The sequence below is a fragment of the Brevibacillus centrosporus genome, assembly GCF_003710815.1.
Taxonomy (GTDB): Bacteria; Bacillota; Bacilli; order Brevibacillales; family Brevibacillaceae; genus Brevibacillus; species Brevibacillus centrosporus.
In genome coordinates this window covers 82,626-100,820 of sequence record NZ_RHHP01000032.1, presented here as the reverse complement: position 1 = coordinate 100,820, position 18,195 = coordinate 82,626, and the positions used below count along the sequence as shown (strand labels likewise).

Here is an 18,195-nt window from a genome sequence, read left to right as displayed (position 1 = left end):
GGGGGCAAAAGATGTCGCTGTATGGAGGAAAATGTAGACAAGCCGAGAACTCTTACCTCAGGATGTATTTTCCAAAAAATAAAGAGGAGGGGGAGCGAGTTTCTTGGTGGTACGAGTAAAAAAGAGCTTACTAGCTGTTTGTTTCCTGATGATGCTGATGCCCCCGTCATTTGCCGAAGCAGCTACCCATGTCGAGGTCGCAGTCGATCAGTTAAATATTCGTAGTGCGCCTGGAACAACCACGCAAATCGTGGGAACGGTCACAAAAGCAACGCGACTGCCAATCGTTACGGAGCAAAAAGATTGGACACAGGTGAAGCTTGCCAGTGGAAAGACGGGTTGGATCAATAACAAGTACGTAAAAATGATCGAGGTCCCTCAGATCAAATACGTAAAAAGTACCGTAGACATGCTGAATGTTCGGGCAGAACCAAATGCAGCTGCCCAAATCTTGCAGATTATCGATAAAAACGGCGTATTTTTGCAAGTGAAAAAACAAGGGGATTGGGCACAGATCAAGCTTTCAGATCAGGCAAATGGATGGGTAAACATACGCTATTTGACCGAAACAGCTGCGCCAGCACCTACCCCTGTCCCTACGCCAGCCCCGGCACCAACACCGATTCCGACACCAACTGAGCCAGTTGCTCCTACCTACCCAGTTGATGCAGGGACAGGAACGATTGCATTGACCGAAGGAGTCGATGTGTACACGGCTCCAGACTTTTTGGGCACAGTGCTTGGTCAATTGAGCGCAGGAACGATTGTCAATCAATACGGCTATGCAAATGGCTGGTATACGATCAATTACGCAGGAACGTACGCCTACATCTATAAGCCGATCGCACCGGATGAGACAGGTCAGACGGTACCGAGCGAAGTATCCGTGACGCCAGATCCTATTCCTTCACCGACTCCTGCACCAAATCCAGATCCCGCTCCGACACAGCAGGAAGCCTCGATTCGGGTAAAAAATGCCGATACCAATCTGAGAAGCGGCCCCGGAACCAATTATCCGGTCGTGGGGAATGCTCAGCCCGGCCAGGTGTTTCCCGTCGTGCAATCGAAAGGCGACTGGTATTTGATCCGGATGTCCGACGGTTCTACCGCCTACATAGCTGGATGGATTGTAGACCTGATTCAGCCGACGACCAGCACCCCTTCTAACGGAGTAGATCCCTTGGGTGTAGGCTACAACGGCGGAATGGTCGGAAACGAAAAAGTGTACATCTACTCTACGCATAACCGGGAGTCGTGGAGAAATGTTGCCCGCAATACACAGGGAAGCTCTGTTGACGACCCGGAAATCAATATTACCTTGGTTGGAAAACGTTTGGGTGATTTGCTGCAAGCCAAAGGGATTGCGACAATGGTCAACCAGGACGACTTTGCCCAGAAGCTGGCCGAGCAAAAGAAAAGCTTCGCGATGTCCTACACGGAATCGTATAAAGCGGTGGCGGCAGCGGCAGCGGTGAGCCCGAATCTGAAATACATTTTTGATATACATCGGGATAGTGACGAACCGCGCAGCAAGGTCGCCATCACCATCAACGGAAAGACGTATTCGCGAGTCTTGTTCGTAATCGGAACAGCCAACCCGACTTACCTGGAAAACAAAAAACTGGCGGAAGCTCTGCATGCACGATTGGAAGCGAACTATCCCGGCTTGTCCCGCGGAGTGATTTTGAAAGGAACGAACGAAGGAAACGGCGTCTACAATCAGTCTGTTTCCGAGGGAAGTCTGCTGCTTGAGTTTGGCGGAACCAACAATACGCTTGAAGAGTGCTACAACACGGCTGAGGCCTTCGCCGACGTGTTCACCAACTATATGCTGGAGTCACAAATCGCATTTCAATAAAGACAAGCACGATTCCTTCGCCACCAGAAGCGGGGGAGTCGTGTTTTTATTATCTGTAACGACGGTATGAGGAGGTCCCTATGTCTATGTCAAAGATAAATGACCAAGAGAGACAATTGCTAAAAGGAGATTGTGACAGCTGCTTTGGCTTGTGCTGTGGTGCACTGCCCTTTGCAGCCTCATCTGATTTCGCCGTGAACAAGGACGGAGGCCAGCCCTGTAGCAACTTGCAGTCCGACTACCGGTGCAGCGTCCATAGCAAGCTAAGGGACATTGGCTTTCGAGGATGTACCGTGTTTGACTGCTTTGGAGCGGGACAAAAGGTCTCACAAAAAACGTTCCAGGGCAGCGATTGGCGTCAGCATCCGCAGGTAGCGAGGCAGATGTTTGAAGTGTTTCCGCTCATGTGGCAGCTGCATGAGCTGCTCTGGTATTTGACGGAGGCCCTGACACTGGAAGCCGCACATTCTATCCAGGATTCCCTCAAAGCTGCTTTTGATGAGACAAAAAGACTGACAGAGCTACGCCCGGACGCGCTGCAAAGAGTAGACATAGCGGCTCATCGGGCTCGAGTAAATGAGTGGCTCCTGAAGACGAGTGAGCTTGTACGGGCGAAAGCGGTGTCCTTGCAAAAAGGAAAAAAGAAGACATTCGGCAGAGGAGCAGATTTGATCGGTGCCAAGCTCAGAGGAGCGGATCTTCGAGGTGCAAACCTGAGAGGGGCGTACCTGATCGCTGCTGACCTTCGGGAAGCAGATCTGCGAATGGCTGATCTGATCGGCGCAGATTTCCGGGATACGGACCTGCGGGGAGCAGACTTGTCCGACAGCCTTTTCTTAACACAGCCACAACTAAATGCTGCAAAGGGCGACGCTCGTACAAAGCTGCCACCCTCGTTTGCACGGCCAACACACTGGTCCTAAGGAAACTCTTATCTGGATAAGCGTTTTTCTTTTTCTCGGATTGCGTCCCATTCCTTACCTATGTTATTATTTTGTTTGCTGTAACATATATGTTATGACATGTAAATTGAGCGGCGAAAGGAGGGGGCATTTTTGAAGCTGGATGATGCGGTAGGGTTTCTGATCAATAATACGGGTCGCAGCATGACGCGGTTTTTGACGAGTGCGTTCAGTCATATGGATGTCACGACTGAACAGTGGTCAGTATTAAAAGGCTTGGAGGAAGAAGATCGACTCACGATAAAAGAACTGAGTAAACGAGTCGGAAAGGACCAGGCGAATGTAACGAGAATATCCGACTTGCTGGAACGTAAGGGATACCTGGTCCGACAGCCAAACCCGGAAGACAAGCGCTCCTCGTTGGTCTGTCTGACGGAAGCGGGAAGAGAGATTACCGAGCAGCTGATACCGATCGATGAACACGTCCACGAAGTCGCGCTCAGGGGAATATCAAAGGAGGAAATCGCTTTTCTGAAGCAATTGCTTTCAAAAATCAGAGAGAATGTAAACGCGGAATAGTAAAGAATGGTGCCGCGTGGATAGGAGAGAGATTCATTTGGATAAACAGCCCCTATGGACCAGGGACTTCATCAAAATATGCTTGAGCAGCTTGTTTTTGTTTATGACGTACTATGCTCTCGTCGCGACGCTTCCGATCTATATCATGGATACGATGCGCGGCGGCGAACGGGAAGTGGGCTTGACTCTAACGTTCTTTATTATCGCGGCTGTAATCGCTCGACCGATCGCCGGGAAATGGGTGGATGAGCTCGGCAAGAAAAAGGTAGCCATCCTTGCATCCGCTTTGTTTATGCTTTCCGCTTTCACGTACGCGGGAGCTCTCGGCTTTCTTTTTCTCTTGGGACTACGCTTTGTGCACGGGCTGAGCTTCGGCTTTGCGACTACCGCTATGGCTGCCATTGCCACTGATCTCGTTCCTGAAGCCCGAAAAGGGGAAGGCATTGGCTACTATGCGCTGTTTATGAATTTGGCGATGGTCATCGGTCCGTTTGTAGGGCTGCTGATCATGAACACGTATAGCTTTTCCGTTTTATGTATGCTGATTTCTGTGTTTGCTATCATTTCCTTCGTTTGCGGTGGATTGACCAAAGTGCAGGAAGCTCAGGCATCTGTGAAGAAGAGAGCGGATCAAGAGTTTCATTGGAAAAACTTCATTGAACCAGGCGCGATGCCGATCTCACTGACTGCTTGTCTCATGTCCTTTGCCTACAGTGGACTCTTATCCTTTATCCCCGTTTATGCCAAAGAGATTGGGGCAGCAGAGGTATCGAGCTATTTCTTTGTGATTTATGCAGTCATGATCGTACTGTCCCGACCATTTACCGGGAAGCTGTTTGACCGGATGGGCGAGCATGTCGTCATTTACCCGAGTATTATTTTTTACGCAATTGGGCTGATTTTACTGAGTCTGGCAAACGGACCCATGCTGTTCCTGGTAGCGAGCGCGGTTATTGGACTAGGCTACGGCAGTGTCTTCCCGAGCTTCCAGGCCATCGCGCTCAAGTCCGCACCGATAGAGAGAAGAGGTGTGGCGACGGGAACCTATTATTTGTTGTTCGATTTGGGAATGGGGATCGGATCATTCGTGCTGGGGATCATTGCTTCGGCCATGAATTTCAGCTCGATGTACTTGATCTCCTCATTGATTGTCGCCTTTGCGGGAATCGTATATTTCCGTCTGTACCATCAAGCCTCGAACAGGAAGAAGCTGCAGGAAAAACGAGTAACGCTGCCCGCATCCGGTCAGTAAGCAGGAAGAGCCCTACCTTTGTGGGGCTTTTTTTCTCCTAAAAGAAAAAAAGTGCCGTCCGCCACACAGATGCGGCTTCGGGCACTTCCGAAATACGAACAATTAAGCGAGGTTCTTTTTGCCGAAAAGGGCATTATCCAGACTGAGCTTGTTGCTGCCACTGATTGCGAGGGAAGCCGTAATGGCGAGTAGAGCCAATTCCAGCTCATAGCCGGCGCCACCATTGCTGCCCATAAACCCAGCAGCCAGCTTTGCTTTGACGATGGCACCAATCATGACAATCGCCAATACACCAGCGAAAATGCGCGTACCCAATCCGAGAATCAGTGTGATCCCGCCAATGACTTCAACGAAAGCGACAAAATAAGCGATAAAAGCAGGCAATCCCATGGTGCCGAAGAAGCCTGCGACGTTATCCAGGCCCATTTGGAACTTGGCGATACCGTGAATGACGAACGTGATCCCAGCGATAAAACGTAAAACAATAGCACTCCATTCAAAACGAGAAGACATGTATAATTACCTCCAAGAAGAATTTATTTTAAGTAACATAGTTACTTTTCGTTAGTTAGTTTATAATAAGAAAAGTTTCGTGTCAAGAAACTAATCTCTCTAAGAAAAAACACCCAATCGAAACCGAGGGGAAAGCGCCCGTTTCCGCGCATTCTCTTTTGAAGGATCAGCAAAAGAGCGTTATACTAAAGGAGAATGAGGTGATTCCGATGAAACAGTCCTCCCTTTGTCCGAAATTCGAAAAAGGCATGCAAATGCTTGGGAAGCGATGGACGGGGCTAATCTTATATCAGTTACTGGAGGGACCGCAGCGTTTTTGTGCGCTGGAAGGCGCTCTGCCAGTTAGCGGAAGGCTACTTTCTGAAAGATTGAAGGATCTGGAGAAGGAAGGCCTTGTGCATCGCGAAGTCTTCACCGATTCTGCCCCTGTACGGGTAGAGTATTCTCTCACACAGATGGGGCTTGCCATGGAGCCCGTATTAAAAGGAATCGAGAGCTGGGCACAGGAATGGATCGTGCTGGACCCAAAGGACCCGGCGGATTGCGACCGTTCCAATGACTAACTGGTGAACAACAAAGAAGCGCCGAAATGACACCGACGCTGGATTCGATGAATAGGAATAAAAATAAGCCCGGACGGATAAACCGTTACCGGGCCATTTTATTTTAGAGCTTTGTGATTTCGTCCTTCAACAGCTCGGATTGTGTACCGAAAACGACTTGAACGCTGCCCTGACCAAGCTTCATGACACCAGCAGCCCCGAGGTCCTTCAGCCCTTTTTCATTGACGACCTTGTCGTCTTTGAGGACGAGGCGCAAACGGGTGATGCACGCGTCTACGTTCACGACGTTTTCTTTTCCTCCGATGAGGGTCAGTACTTTTTGTGCTTTCTCCTGCATGGTATTAGTGCCTCCTGTTGTGCTGACTTCGACATCGTCATCTTCACGTCCAGGAGTCTTGATGTTCATCTTCACGATCAAGATACGGAACAGGAAGTAGTAAACGACTGCAAACGCCAGACCGATCGGGATAATCAGCCATGCGTTGGTGGAGAGCGGGAAGTTCAGCCCGTAGTCAATCAAGCCAGCAGAGAAGCCAAAGCCGTGCTTGATGCCCATCGCTGTAACAATATACCCGGATACCCCGGTCAAAACCGCGTGGATGACATACAGCAGGGGAGCTGCGAACATGAACGCGAATTCCAATGGCTCAGTAATCCCTGTCAGGAAGGAAGCGAGCGCCGTACCGATAAAGACAGAAGCGATTGCCTTGCGTTTTTCCGGTTTTGCTGTGTGAATGATGGCAAATGCAGCTGCAGGCAGAGCGAACATCATGATCGGGAAGAAGCCTGTCATAAACATACCAGCGGATTTGTCACCCGCGAAGAAACGATTCAGGTCGCCGTGGACCACCTTTCCTGCTGCATCGGTAAAGTCACCGATTTGGAACCAGGCAATGGCGTTTAGCACGTGGTGCAGTCCAAATGGGATGAGAAGGCGGTTGAAGAAGCCGAACAAACCGGCACCCAGTGCGCCCAGACCGACGATCCAGTTACCCATGCTGGTCAAAGCGTCTTGGATTGGACCCCAAACGATCCCGAAGAGCAAACCGATAATGACCATGCTAAGTGAAGTGATGATAGGAACGAAGCGTTTTCCCCCGAAGAAGCCCAGCCATTCAGGGAGCTTGATGTTGTGATAACGGTTGTAGCAGTAAGCAGCAACCCCACCCGCGAGGATACCGCCGAGAACACCCATGTTCAGCTTCGCATCATCAGCGATGAACGGCATGGCAGCCGGCACTTTGGACAGCACGGCAGTCAGTACCATGTAGGCGATCACAGCAGCCAAGGCGGCTACAGCGTCTCCAGCCAGACCGATTGCGACACCGACGGCGAAGATCAAAGATAAGTTATCGAAAATAGCAGATCCGCCAGCGAGCAGGAAAGGTGCAATGTACTGGTTCAGGAAACCACCAACAGCTGATCCCAGGTGAAACTCGGTTTCGTAGTTGATGGCACCGAAGCGAAGCAAGAGCGCTGCGGCCGGCAACGTGGCGACTGGGAGCATCAGTGCTTTCCCAATCTTTTGCAGAAAGGCGAGCATAAGGAAAACCTCCTTAGGAATGAGATGTATATCAAAAAAGCCGTTCTCCGGATGAAAGGCAGAGGATGAGAGCACGAAGATTGCCCGGAGAAGACTATTCTGATCGATGTGATTGAAATCGCTTTCAAGCTCTGGGGTAAAACAACAAAACAGTTACTCTGCTTTGTTGTTCAAAAACGCAATGACGTCTTCGGTAGTCGAAAGAGTGAGGACGTGGCTTGCGGTACGTTTGGCTTGCTCTATTGTTGTGGTGCGGATGCGTTGTTTGACTTTTGGCATGACGGATGCAGCTCCGCTGAACTCATCCAGTCCGAGTCCGAGCAGCAGCTCTGTTGCGACAGGATCGCCAGCCATTTCCCCGCACAGTCCTGTCCAGATACCAGCACGGTGCGAGGCCTCGATGACCTGGGAGATCAGACGAAGAACAGCCGGATGGTAATAGCTGTACAAGTCAGCGATATTCCCATTCATGCGATCGACGGCCAAGGTGTACTGCACTAGATCATTGGTGCCGATGCTGAAGAATTGGACCTCTTTGGCAAACGCATCTGCCTGCAGGCATGCCGCCGGAATTTCCATCATCATACCGACTGCGATGTTCTCGTCAAACGCGACGCCTTCCTCGCGAAGCTGCGATTTGGCTTGCTCCAGGATGCTTTTAGCCGCGCGAAGCTGCTCGAGGTGAGAAATCATCGGAAACATGATGAGCAGTCGGCCAAAAGCACTGGCACGCAGCAGAGCGCGAAGCTGAACCTGGAACAGCTCTGGCCGAGCGAGCGAAATACGAATGGCTCGGAAGCCGAGAAACGGATTTTCTTCCTTTTCGAGAGCGAGAGCAGGCAAGTGCTTGTCGCCGCCCACATCCAAGGTACGGATAATCACGGGCTTGTCGCCAAAGGCAAGGGCTACACGCTTGTAAGCCTGGAACTGCTCTTCCTCATCAGGAAGGGTACTGCGGTCCATAAACAGAAACTCGGAACGGAACAGCCCGATCCCTTCTACTCCCGATGCGACCAGCGCATCTGCTTCTTCCGGGACAGCCATGTTCGCCATCAGATGAACACGGTGACCATCGAGGGTCTTTGCAGGCAGGTCCTTCATAGCTTCGTAGGCAACTCGCTCGATGGCTTCCTCTTCTGCCTTTGCCTCGTAGCGCTTGCGAGTTTCCTCGTCGGGAGCGGGGTACAGCTGGCCAGTGGCGCCGTCCAAAATGAGCAGCGTCTCGGACTCCATTTGTGAAAACAAAGCCTCCCCTACACCCATCACAGCGGGAATGCCAAGTGATCGCGCTAAAATGGCTGCGTGCGAGGTAGAGCCTCCCTTTACCGTTGCGATGCCCCGTACGTGCGACAGAGGCAGCTGCAGGGTTTCAGAAGGGGTCACATCTACGGCAATGAGGATGAACGGCTCTTCCGGGAAGCTCACCGATGATTCTTCTCCGGAAAGGTTGCGAATGAGGCGTCTGCTCACATCGCGAATATCGTCAGCTCGCTCGCGCATGTAGGCATCGTCCATGCTCTCGAACAGGGAGATGAATTGATCGGCTACCTGTGAAACGGCTGCGGAAGCACTGAGAAGCTGGCTTTCAATGGCGCTATTCATTTCCCCTGTGAACGCGGGATCGTCTAAGAACGCGAGGTGTGCGGACAGGATAGCTGCCTTTTCTGCTCCGAGCTGTTCTTCCGTCTGCACTCTCAGTTGCTCCAGCTGCTGGCGGGCAAGCTCGATGCTTTGTGCGAGACGGGATTGGTGGCTGCTTACATCAGCAGAAGAGATGGCTGTCTCGTGCGCAATTGGTTGATCCTGAGACAGCCGGACGATGGGAGCGATAGCGATGCCAGCAGAGACCGGAATACCTTTTAACATAAGTAACTCACCGTCCTCTTTCTGGAGTGTGATTAGCTTGCGAATTCCTGCTGAAAAAGCTGTTGGATTTCAGCCGCGACACGCTCTTCGTCAGAGCCGTCGACTTGAATGGTCAAATGATCACCCTGGGAAATACCTAAGGTCATGATGCCGAGAATGCTGCGACCGTCAGCTATTTTCTCCCCTTTGTTCAAGGTAATCTTGGATTGGGACTGGGACGTGCGGCTAACGAAGAGAGCAGCCGGACGAGCATGCAGCCCGCCCTCGACCGTTACGGTTACTTGAAACTGAATCATGGGGACCTCCTGTTACATGAGCCTCGTGGCCGATTATTATTTGAGAAGAACGGTCATGATCGGCTCGCGACCAGCTTGCACGTCAGCTTTGGCTACGACGTTCTTTTCTGCTACGACATCGCCATTGGTAATCACGATCGGAGTGACAATCGGGCAACCGGCTTCTTTCAAGACAGATGCATCAAACTCGATCAGCTTGTCGCCAGCTTTGACTTGATCACCGACAGATACGAAGGGAGTAAAGCCCTGGCCTTTCAATTTGACGGTATCAATCCCGATGTGCATGAGAATCTCCAGACCGGAGTCACTGGTTAAACCAATCGCATGATGAGTAGGGAACAGGTGAGTGACTTTGGCGTCAATCGGAGCGAGCAGGAGCCCTTCGGATGGCAAAATCGCTACACCATCGCCGACTACCTTTTGGGCAAAAACAGGGTCTGGCACCTCGGAAAGAGGCACGATCGCGCCTGTCAGTGGTGCAAGAAAAGTGACTTCTTCTTGTTTCTTACGGGAAAACAAACCGCGTAGCATAAGTTCCTCCTTTTGCGTTGAACGAAAATAGGCATGAGCAGGTTAAACACAGGACATCTATACTATGTCCGTATGTTCTAACCGCTCATGCCTAGTCGAACCTAGTAACACGCAGGTTATGATCAATTTATTGTTGTAGCAAACGATAGACGTGCATGGCCATATAGCCAATTTCGTCTTCAGGTACTGTCACTTCGAGTCGGGTTGAAATGTAATCAGCCAGCTCAGAGGCAAGCTCGTAAGCGTCCGGGATCGTGGTTTTGACCCGGTCCAGCAACGGATTTTGAATCGATTTTTTCTGACGGATACGCTCTACGGCAAATCGCAAATGAGTGATCAGGCGAACATAATCGACTGTGCTGCGTTCGATGGTTTGGCCTGTGCGCTGTTCGACGATGGACACCAGCTCGCTGATGATGTTGGCAAATTGAACTGCCTTGTTTACGGGCAAATAGCTGATTGCCGAGTGTATATGCAGGGCCAAAAAGCCAATCTCACTCTCGGGAATATCCAGGGAAAACGCCTTCTTGATCATATCCGCCGCCCGTTTCGCCAGCGCGTACTCTTTTGCGTACAGCGTCTGTACTTCAAACAGGAACGGATTGACGATCTCCATGCCATTTCGCAGCCGATAAATAGCAAACTGGATATGGTCAGGCAAGGCGACGTGCACGTGCTCGTTCAGCTTCGGTGTGATCTCAATCGCGATCAAGGCGATGATCTCTTCCGCAATACCGACGACAGCAGGGTCTACTTGACTGAGTATCGTTTGATATTGCTTTTGATGACTTTCACTTTCCAATCGAAAACGCTTCTCCACACGAGGGTCCTGGGCAGGAATGGTGTTCCCGGGCTTTGCACTAAATCCGATGCCTTTTCCGAACAGCACGATCTCCTGATGGGAGTCAGGCTCTTCAACCAGTACGACGTTGTGGTTCAACACGCGTGTGATCGTATATACTTTTTCCTGTTCTCGGGACAACCAGTTCACCACCTTTGTTACATAAAGAAAGAGCCGAAAAAACCTTTTTATCAATTAAAAAGATCTTCTCGGCTCATGCCTGCATAACCAGTAACACGCCTGTGTGAAAACGCTTCAATTGATTTTTATCATAGCTCACGTTTTTCTGGTTGTCAATCACCCTGTACACCGGGCTTGTACGCCCTATTTTACCAGCCAAAATTCTATCACCGAGGGCAGGGGAATGCCAAAAAAACAAGCTGACGGCTATGAAGGGGAACCCGCCAGCTTGCCTCGTTATTTGGTGAATTTGTCTGCGATGGTCGAAGCACAAAAGGAATTTGGCTTGATTTCTGCCCGGAAATGGTTGGTTTCTGCTAGGCTTAGCAAGGACTGGATAAACTTACGGGTAGGACCGTTCGCTCCGATGTCAAAGTGCAGGCGAATAGGGGTATCGAGCTGGCGATCACGGAGGTACTGACGCACTTCTGTAGCGAGACCCACTGCGTACATCGCTTCCTGAAAAATGCGCTGCTGCAGGGAGGAGTAACGCCTTTCCTGGAATTTGTGATAGAAAAAGGTGCCTCCATGCCCAGGGCGAATCACCGTAATGACTAGCGCAAAAAAGGTTCCACGGCTTTTGAGCTGTGAATCGGCTCCCACGATAATCTCAAATGGACCGGCCATTGACGAGATGGTTTGCTCGATATGGGAGAATACATCCTCCTTGGCAAGCAGCCCTCTAGTCGGACTGTGAAAACAATCGAACAGAGAATTTGCAGAGGTTAAGCCCACTCACATCCCTCCAGATAGAGGCAATCTCTAGTTTCCAAATCTGATCCGTACATCATTAATGTATGTAATCTCGCAGAGAGTATGTGAACAGGTCGGACAAAAAACTTATCGAGCAAACGATGCGGTCGGATGGAAAGCGGCAGAAGGAGTACATTTCGCTTTCCGTACAGCAAGCTGCCATGTATGCTTAAAGGAACGAAGAAGAATTGATGAAGAAAATAGTTTGTCCTCATTTACAAATCATGTGATTAATCATGAAGATAAAGGTGTGTAAAAAGAACAGTGATAGGATCTCATCTGCAAGAGCATGAACGATATATGAAGGCGGCCATGGAGGAAGCGCAAAAGGCGGCTGCGATCGGAGAAGTGCCGATTGGCGCCGTCGTCGTACGGAACGGGGAAATTGTAGGACGAGGGTACAACCTGCGGGAAACGCAAAAGGATCCGACGCTCCATGCGGAAATGATCGCGATCCGCGAAGCGAGCGAGCGGCTGGGCGGCTGGAGGCTGATCAGCTGCACCCTCTATGTGACGCTGGAGCCGTGCCCGATGTGTGCCGGTGCCATCGTTCAGAGCAGGATTGAGCAAGTCGTTTACGGTGCACGCGATCCCAAAGCGGGCTGTGCCGGGACACTTATGAACCTGCTGGAGGAGCCGCGATTTAATCATCAGGTACCGGTAATCGAAGGTGTACTTGCAGAGGAATGCGGGCAAATGCTGAAGGATTTCTTTCGCTCCCTGCGTCAGAGACGGCAGTCCAAAGAGGGCTGAGCGCACCTGTTTTGCAGGCCATGTAAAAAAGACCGCTGGCATCGTATCCATAGATGCCGAGCGGTCTTGTGTTTTTTATCGCTGGTTTTGCAGCATGTCCAGCTCTTCATCCGTCAATTCGCGGTATTCTCCCGGCTTCAGAGCGGAATCCAAATGCAAGGGACCCATGCGGATGCGCTGTAAGTAAGTCACGTGCAGATCAAAAGCTGCAAACATGCGCTTCACCTGATGAAACTTTCCTTCCATGATGGTGACACGAATCTCAGAGGTTTCACCGGAGGAGAGGATTTCGAGCTTGGCTGGCAGAGTCGTGAAGTCCTCCAGCTCAACGCCTTTGGCAAATTCTTCGACATGGCGCTCCGTTACCCGGCCATCGATTCTTGCGAAGTACTCCTTGTCCACTTTCTTTTTCGGAGAGAGCAGGCTGTGGGAAAGCTGTCCATCGTTGGTCAGCAGCAAAAGACCTTCCGTGTCGATATCCAGGCGACCTACCGGGTGCACCTTGATCGCCCATTCATAAGGCAAAAGATCTACTACCGTTTCATGTACATTGTCTTCGGTTGCGGAGACGACTCCGGGCGGCTTGTTCATCAAAACGTAGACCCAGCGTTTAAAGTTGAGCGGCTCTCCATCGACGACGATGTTTTGCTCTTCTGCAATGACATGCATGCCGGGGTCGGTAGCGACGACATCATCGACAACGACCAGCCCCTGTTTGACCAGGACCTTCACTTCCTTGCGCGTGCCAAGACCCATATTGGCCAGTACTTTATCTAAACGTTCACGTTTCATGTGTGTTCCTCACTTTTCTTCTACTCTAGGACAGGTATATGGTTATTAGTTTGGCCTAATGCAGCTCGCAAATCAAGAGGAACACCAAGGATTAAGTCTTGCAATTTTACGGTGGATTTGCTATAGTTAGTAATGTTTCTGACTGAATATCGATTCTGGAGAGATACCCAAGTGGTCATAAGGGGACGCACTCGAAATGCGTTAGGCGTCGTGAGGCGTGCGTGGGTTCGAATCCCACTCTCTCCGCTTATTGTGAAAGCATGATTTTGCCGAATGGTGAAATCGTGCTTTTTTCATTTTTTGACAGGAACCTACAAAACAAATAAGCTGCCACCGCAATCGCTCGATGACAGCTTGTCCATATAAGACAGCTTATTTTGCTGGTGTTGCTGCAGTTCTCAGTTGTTCGTTTTGCTTCAAGAGGTTAGTCAGGCCAAAGCGCCCGAAACCGCTGCCCTTTTTGATATCTTTTTTACCATACCCTGGCATTGGAAACATTTTAAAAATCCCCCCTTCTGTCAATGTCATATTATGTAAATCATAACATTGGAGACGAAATAGCGTCAATTCCTGGTATTCGGATGATTCAAATAAAATAGCAGACGCTCAAATTCTGTCGAATAAATATTTTCCGTGCCGTTATATCCTTCTCTTTTGCCAATAGGCTGCGCAAATTTGCTATACAGACGGTTGAGATAGGGATGATCCTCTCTTGCGGAAAACTGGAAGAGCTTGATGGATGGATTCTCTTCGGCAATCTGATTGGCTAAATGGCGAAATCCGTGGATGAATAGTCGACTGCTTCGGAATTTTTGATCGAGAATGACGGAATTAACCAGCACGACCTCGCCTTGAGGATCGTCCTGATAGTCGGCGCTGTAGTACTGGTAATGCCCCCACCCAATGACATCATCGTTCAAATCCTCCACGAGGATAATACGAGCGTGGGGCAGAGTGACAAAAATATGCGAAAGTGTGTCGTACAAGGTGAAAAACGGGTGGAACTCTCTGCGGTGGCGGATAAAGTACAGCGTAAATTTTGCATAGTCCGCGTCACTTGTGCACATCCTGAATTTTCCTAGCATTCACATGCACTCCTAGCTACGTCTTTGCGCCAACGTCATTCTCACGTGGGCGTCGATTTCCGGGTAACGGGATAAAATATAGTAGAGAACCTTACGCTGCAGGGTCAAAAAGACACACGGTGTCAAGGCAGTTACGGTCGCGGTACGAGGCACGTTCTCCAACAGCGCGATTTCCCCGAAATGATCACCATCCTGAAGGACGGCCAGACGGATTTCCCCGGTTTCTGAGTCAGGTGCGGCTTTGGTGATCTCCACTTTTCCACGAGCAATCAGGTAAAACTTTTCCCCAACGTCTCCTTCGTGAATGACGGCCTGCCCATTTGTGTAGGCTTCGGTTTGAAACAGGTCCGATATTTCCTCCAGAATAGCTGATTCAATTCCTTGAAAGAATGGGAGCCGAGACAGACGTTCTTTATCGATTGTCGCTTCCTGCCCATTTTGGGACAGGAACAACCCGCTTTGCTTCTCCCACAAGGCCTTATAAAATCCCCCACTATCCAGCATCTCCTGATGGCTTCCCTGATCGATCAGCTTTCCCTGATCAAAGACAAAAATCTGGTCATACCCCGTAATAGCTGCCAGACGATGTGTCACGGAAATAACCGTCCGTCCTTTTGCCAGATCTTCAAAGGTTCGATTAATGGAAGCTTCCGAGATCGGGTCAAGAGCAGAGGTTGCCTCATCCAAAAGAAGGATGGGCGGATCGCGAAGGATGGCTCGCGCGATGGCTATTCGTTGTCGCTGACCTCCGGAAAAATTGCTTCCTTCGTCTAGAACCATTGTCTCGTAGCCTTCGGGGAGGCTGCTAACAAAATCGTGAATCTCCGCCTTTTTCGCCGCGGCAATCACTTCCTCACGTGTAGCCTGTGGCCGGCTGATTCGGATGTTGTCATAGATCGAGCCGTGAAACAAAAAGTTGTCTTGAAAAACGACTCCGATTCGCTCCCGAAAGGCACCCCGGTTCCAATCCGCAAGACTCACTCCGTTTATTTTTACTTGCCCAAGCTGTGGGTCGTAAAAACCGAGCAGCAGCTGGAGCATCGTACTTTTCCCAGAGCCACTGGAGCCGACGAAAGCTGCTCGGCTGCCAGAAGGGATATGCAGGCTGACTTCCTTTAGAACAGGCTGCTTTGCTTCATACCCAAAGGTGACGTGATCCACGTGGACATCTGCTTGGCACTGATTTTCCGAAGAAAAGGGGATCAGCTCTCCACTTGCTTCCCGAGACTGCGCCAACAGGTCGGCGATGCGCTCCATGCTCACGCGTGCTTCTGTAAACGCGGGGATGATGAAGGTCAAGCCAAAGACGGAATTACCCATGGAGGTATACATCGTAAAAAAAGCGACGAGCGCACCGACAGTAATTTTACCTGTCAAAGCCAGGTAAGAGCCGAGTCCGATGATTGTCAGGTTGATGAACAAGAGGCTGATCAGCGGGATTCGTTCCAGCTGCTGATTCACGAGCTGTCGGTGATAGCCGGTAGCCGATAGCAATTGAAGACGCGAACTGAATTTTTCAATCATAGCAGCCTGCAGATGGTAGCCCTTGATGACATTTTGCGCCTTCATGTTCTCCTGCAGCTCTGAGGTCATATGGGTAAATTGCTGTAAATCGTCTTCATTCGCTTTGCGTGCGCGTGGACCAAACAAATAGGGACCGATAAAGATGACCAAGGCACCGACCAGTATCAACACAGCCATGCTCCATTGTAAATAAAACAAAACTACCGTACTGACGATCACGACGAAAAACGATTGGATGCCTGTCGTCAACAGGACATTCATGACTCTCCCAATGGCTGGCAAATCGACGGAGAAAAAGGCAACAAGATCACCGGACCGATTCTTTTGAAAATAGCTGATAGGAAGGTGCTGAATGTGTTCAAAGACTCGTTTGTGCAGGTCTTCTTGCACACGAGTATGAAGGCGGGCAAGCGCATAATCGCTCAAGATTCCCATGCCGATACAGATGACACCGGTAGACACAAGGACTTTCAAAATAAAGAAAAAATAGTCCAGATCGCGAGGTTCAACTGCCTTGTCGATGATGAATGTAAAGCTCAAAGGTGCAAGGGAAATGAAAGTGAGGTCAAACAGCAAGGCCAATAAAAAGAGTGACGTAAGCAGCTTGTAGGAGCGCAGGTAGCTCAGCAGGCTTTTGATGACGGTAAGCATGGTGATACTCCTTGGAATCAGTCGTAGTATTGATCATGCCGGAACTTGGCCGCATAGGAGTGCCAATCCGAAAAAGAGGCACGGTATTCGATGAGAGTACCACCGTGGTCTGTTTCGACAACTGCTGTTTGCTTGGCAAGCTTGGAAAACAGCGGACGGAGGTAATCGTCTGAAGGTGCCCAAAAACGCAGCTCACGGATATCAACTGGCAGCTGGGCGAGATGCTGCGTAAAAAATTGCATCGTCCTGAGGAAAAGCAGGGTGCGGCGAAAAGGCTCTAAAAAGTGAATGACCTGAATCTGCGCAATGTGAGTATCCTGGTAATCGTTCTCTCCTGTACCTAGAATACAGCCGATCGTCCCAATCATTTCGTGGTCATCGGAATAGCAAAGTATAGCGATCTGCTCCATGAAGGCAGGGCTCGCGATATAGCTGAGGGTAACGGGAAATGAATAAGGGAGGTTCAGTTTGGAGTAGTTCTCCAGTAAAAACTCTAGGTAATTCTGCATGTAGAACTCGGTTGCACAAACAGAAAAATCGTAGCTCATCTTTGCTCACCTTCACTGGATTCGATTTCCAATCTCACTTTTTCCACTATAACAAACAAATAGAGTCGCTGTAACTATCGACCTTTTCGCTTCAATCGGGCCATTTGCGGAAAGAGGAAGAGGGACAAGGAGAGGTGTTGACAAAGAAGACACTACCACTTAATATTATACCCATAGGGGTATTGGTATTAAGCTAAAATTACAATTCACCGATAGGGAGGCACTCTTCATGAACAAAGGATGGCAAGAAGTAACGACGGAGCAGGTAGAACAAAGATTGTCCCATGATCCAGAAATACAGCTAATCGATGTGCGCAATCCGGATGAATATGAGGATGATCATATACCAGGCGCCAAGCTGATCCCGCTGTCAGAGCTGCCTGCTCGCACAAATGAAATCGATCACAATCGGGAAGTCATTTTTATTTGTCGAAGTGGAAACCGGAGTGGCAAAGCATGTGAGTACATGGCACAGCTCGGGTATTCCAAAATGTACAACATGGTCGGCGGCATGCTGGCATGGACAGGAAAACGGGAGCGATAAAAATACGAGGGGGAGCTTTGAAATGACGAATCAATCAACAATTGCTGTCGATCAAGTATTGGATTGCAAAGGACTGGCATGTCCGATGCCGATCGTACGGACAAAGAAGGCCATTGACCAGCTGCAGCCCGGACAAGTGATTGAGGTCCAAGCGACTGATAAAGGCTCGCTTGCCGATCTGCAAGGCTGGGCAAAAAATACGGGTCATCAGTATTTAGGAACGATTCATGAGGGCGATGTGCTCAAGCATTTTCTGCGCAAAGCGACTGCCAATGAAACCAAGCTGGAAACGAAATATCCGAACACCATTACCAACGAAGAGTTGGCGGTTAAGCTGCAAAAGAAAGAGCCGATCGTCGTGCTGGACGTTCGCGAACCAGCAGAATATCTCTTTCAACGTATTCCTGGAGCACTTTCGATACCGCTAGGGGTATTGGAAAAGAATCTAGATCAACTAAATCCAGGTGACGAGATACTCGTCATCTGCCGTTCTGGTAATCGTAGCGACATGGCGTGCCAGCTACTCGCTGAAAAAGGCTTCCCACAGGTAAAAAACGTCGTTCCCGGCATGTCAGGTTGGACTGGTCCGACGGAAAAACAATAATTCAACTCAAGAACCAT

Annotated in this window: 20 protein-coding genes and 1 tRNA gene; 9 read left to right on the top strand and 12 right to left on the bottom strand. The window is 50.0% G+C overall.

Going from position 1 to position 18,195, the window contains the following annotated elements:
* Nucleotides 1-103 precede the first annotated feature (103 nt).
* The 4 genes from spoIIP (at nucleotide 104) to EDM55_RS23015 (ending at nucleotide 4,591) form a co-directional block, all read left to right on the top strand.
* Nucleotides 104-1,858, top strand: a complete 1,755-nt coding sequence (spoIIP, locus tag EDM55_RS23030; RefSeq protein ID WP_122961481.1) for a stage II sporulation protein P — start codon at nucleotides 104-106, stop codon at nucleotides 1,856-1,858.
* An 86-nt stretch (nucleotides 1,859-1,944) separates the two neighbouring features.
* Nucleotides 1,945-2,781, top strand: coding sequence for a pentapeptide repeat-containing protein (locus EDM55_RS23025; protein ID WP_246071044.1), 837 nt, complete (start codon nucleotides 1,945-1,947; stop codon nucleotides 2,779-2,781).
* 132 nt (nucleotides 2,782-2,913) lie between these two features.
* A complete protein-coding gene (locus tag EDM55_RS23020; RefSeq protein ID WP_092274779.1) occupies nucleotides 2,914-3,339 on the top strand; it encodes a MarR family winged helix-turn-helix transcriptional regulator in 426 nt (141 codons plus the stop codon).
* Nucleotides 3,340-3,376: 37 nt separating this feature from the next.
* Nucleotides 3,377-4,591, top strand: a complete 1,215-nt coding sequence (locus EDM55_RS23015) for an MFS transporter (RefSeq protein ID WP_122961479.1) — start codon at nucleotides 3,377-3,379, stop codon at nucleotides 4,589-4,591.
* 102 nt (nucleotides 4,592-4,693) lie between these two features.
* Here EDM55_RS23015 and EDM55_RS23010 read toward each other — a convergent pair whose 3' ends face one another.
* Nucleotides 4,694-5,104, bottom strand: a complete 411-nt coding sequence (locus EDM55_RS23010) for a DoxX family protein (RefSeq protein ID WP_092274785.1) — start codon at nucleotides 5,102-5,104, stop codon at nucleotides 4,694-4,696.
* Between the two features lie 209 nt (nucleotides 5,105-5,313).
* Here EDM55_RS23010 and EDM55_RS23005 point away from each other — a divergent pair, with 209 nt between their 5' ends.
* Nucleotides 5,314-5,667 (top strand): winged helix-turn-helix transcriptional regulator, encoded by a 354-nt coding sequence (locus tag EDM55_RS23005; protein WP_092275059.1) that lies wholly within the window; start codon nucleotides 5,314-5,316, stop codon nucleotides 5,665-5,667.
* A 103-nt stretch (nucleotides 5,668-5,770) separates the two neighbouring features.
* On the opposite strand, the gene nagE is transcribed toward EDM55_RS23005, so the two are convergent.
* From nagE to EDM55_RS22975, 6 genes are all read right to left on the bottom strand, one after another.
* A complete protein-coding gene (gene nagE / locus EDM55_RS23000) occupies nucleotides 5,771-7,210 on the bottom strand; it encodes an N-acetylglucosamine-specific PTS transporter subunit IIBC (protein ID WP_092274788.1) in 1,440 nt (479 codons plus the stop codon).
* 153 nt (nucleotides 7,211-7,363) lie between these two features.
* On the bottom strand, nucleotides 7,364-9,076 hold the full coding sequence (ptsP, locus tag EDM55_RS22995) for a phosphoenolpyruvate--protein phosphotransferase (RefSeq protein WP_122961478.1): 1,713 nt from the start codon (nucleotides 9,074-9,076) through the stop codon (nucleotides 7,364-7,366).
* A 32-nt stretch (nucleotides 9,077-9,108) separates the two neighbouring features.
* Nucleotides 9,109-9,372 carry an HPr family phosphocarrier protein gene (locus EDM55_RS22990; RefSeq protein ID WP_122961477.1) on the bottom strand — a complete coding sequence of 88 codons (264 nt, stop codon included), beginning with the start codon at nucleotides 9,370-9,372 and terminating at the stop codon, nucleotides 9,109-9,111.
* A 36-nt stretch (nucleotides 9,373-9,408) separates the two neighbouring features.
* Nucleotides 9,409-9,903, bottom strand: a complete 495-nt coding sequence (locus EDM55_RS22985; RefSeq protein ID WP_122923880.1) for a PTS sugar transporter subunit IIA — start codon at nucleotides 9,901-9,903, stop codon at nucleotides 9,409-9,411.
* Nucleotides 9,904-10,030: 127 nt separating this feature from the next.
* Nucleotides 10,031-10,885, bottom strand: coding sequence for a glucose PTS transporter transcription antiterminator GlcT (gene glcT, locus EDM55_RS22980; protein WP_122961476.1), 855 nt, complete (start codon nucleotides 10,883-10,885; stop codon nucleotides 10,031-10,033).
* Between the two features lie 276 nt (nucleotides 10,886-11,161).
* Nucleotides 11,162-11,659, bottom strand: a complete 498-nt coding sequence (locus EDM55_RS22975; RefSeq protein WP_092274803.1) for a ribonuclease H-like YkuK family protein — start codon at nucleotides 11,657-11,659, stop codon at nucleotides 11,162-11,164.
* Between the two features lie 285 nt (nucleotides 11,660-11,944).
* On the opposite strand from EDM55_RS22975, the gene tadA reads away from it, so the two are divergent.
* Nucleotides 11,945-12,430, top strand: a complete 486-nt coding sequence (gene tadA, locus EDM55_RS22970) for a tRNA adenosine(34) deaminase TadA (RefSeq protein WP_259676104.1) — start codon at nucleotides 11,945-11,947, stop codon at nucleotides 12,428-12,430.
* Nucleotides 12,431-12,505: 75 nt separating this feature from the next.
* Here the strand turns inward: tadA and EDM55_RS22965 are convergent, their stop codons facing one another.
* Nucleotides 12,506-13,222: a pseudouridine synthase gene (locus tag EDM55_RS22965; RefSeq protein ID WP_122961474.1), complete on the bottom strand. Its 717-nt coding sequence runs from the start codon at nucleotides 13,220-13,222 to the stop codon at nucleotides 12,506-12,508.
* A 157-nt stretch (nucleotides 13,223-13,379) separates the two neighbouring features.
* On the opposite strand from EDM55_RS22965, the gene EDM55_RS22960 reads away from it, so the two are divergent.
* Nucleotides 13,380-13,468 (top strand) — tRNA-Ser (locus EDM55_RS22960).
* 126 nt (nucleotides 13,469-13,594) lie between these two features.
* Here the strand turns inward: EDM55_RS22960 and EDM55_RS31160 are convergent.
* The 4 genes from EDM55_RS31160 to EDM55_RS22945 form a co-directional block, all read right to left on the bottom strand.
* Nucleotides 13,595-13,720, bottom strand: coding sequence for a hypothetical protein (locus EDM55_RS31160; RefSeq protein WP_258957874.1), 126 nt, complete (start codon nucleotides 13,718-13,720; stop codon nucleotides 13,595-13,597).
* Between the two features lie 65 nt (nucleotides 13,721-13,785).
* Nucleotides 13,786-14,307, bottom strand: a complete 522-nt coding sequence (locus EDM55_RS22955; protein ID WP_122961473.1) for a GNAT family N-acetyltransferase — start codon at nucleotides 14,305-14,307, stop codon at nucleotides 13,786-13,788.
* A gap of 12 nt (nucleotides 14,308-14,319) precedes the next feature.
* On the bottom strand, nucleotides 14,320-16,482 hold the full coding sequence (locus tag EDM55_RS22950) for an ATP-binding cassette domain-containing protein (protein ID WP_092274815.1): 2,163 nt from the start codon (nucleotides 16,480-16,482) through the stop codon (nucleotides 14,320-14,322).
* Between the two features lie 17 nt (nucleotides 16,483-16,499).
* Nucleotides 16,500-17,030: a hypothetical protein gene (locus EDM55_RS22945; RefSeq protein ID WP_092274818.1), complete on the bottom strand. Its 531-nt coding sequence runs from the start codon at nucleotides 17,028-17,030 to the stop codon at nucleotides 16,500-16,502.
* 229 nt (nucleotides 17,031-17,259) lie between these two features.
* Here EDM55_RS22945 and EDM55_RS22940 point away from each other — a divergent pair, with 229 nt between their 5' ends.
* Both EDM55_RS22940 and EDM55_RS22935 read left to right on the top strand, forming a co-directional pair.
* On the top strand, nucleotides 17,260-17,574 hold the full coding sequence (locus tag EDM55_RS22940) for a rhodanese-like domain-containing protein (RefSeq protein ID WP_122961472.1): 315 nt from the start codon (nucleotides 17,260-17,262) through the stop codon (nucleotides 17,572-17,574).
* Between the two features lie 22 nt (nucleotides 17,575-17,596).
* Nucleotides 17,597-18,178, top strand: coding sequence for a sulfurtransferase TusA family protein (locus EDM55_RS22935; protein ID WP_122961471.1), 582 nt, complete (start codon nucleotides 17,597-17,599; stop codon nucleotides 18,176-18,178).
* Nucleotides 18,179-18,195 lie beyond the last annotated feature (17 nt).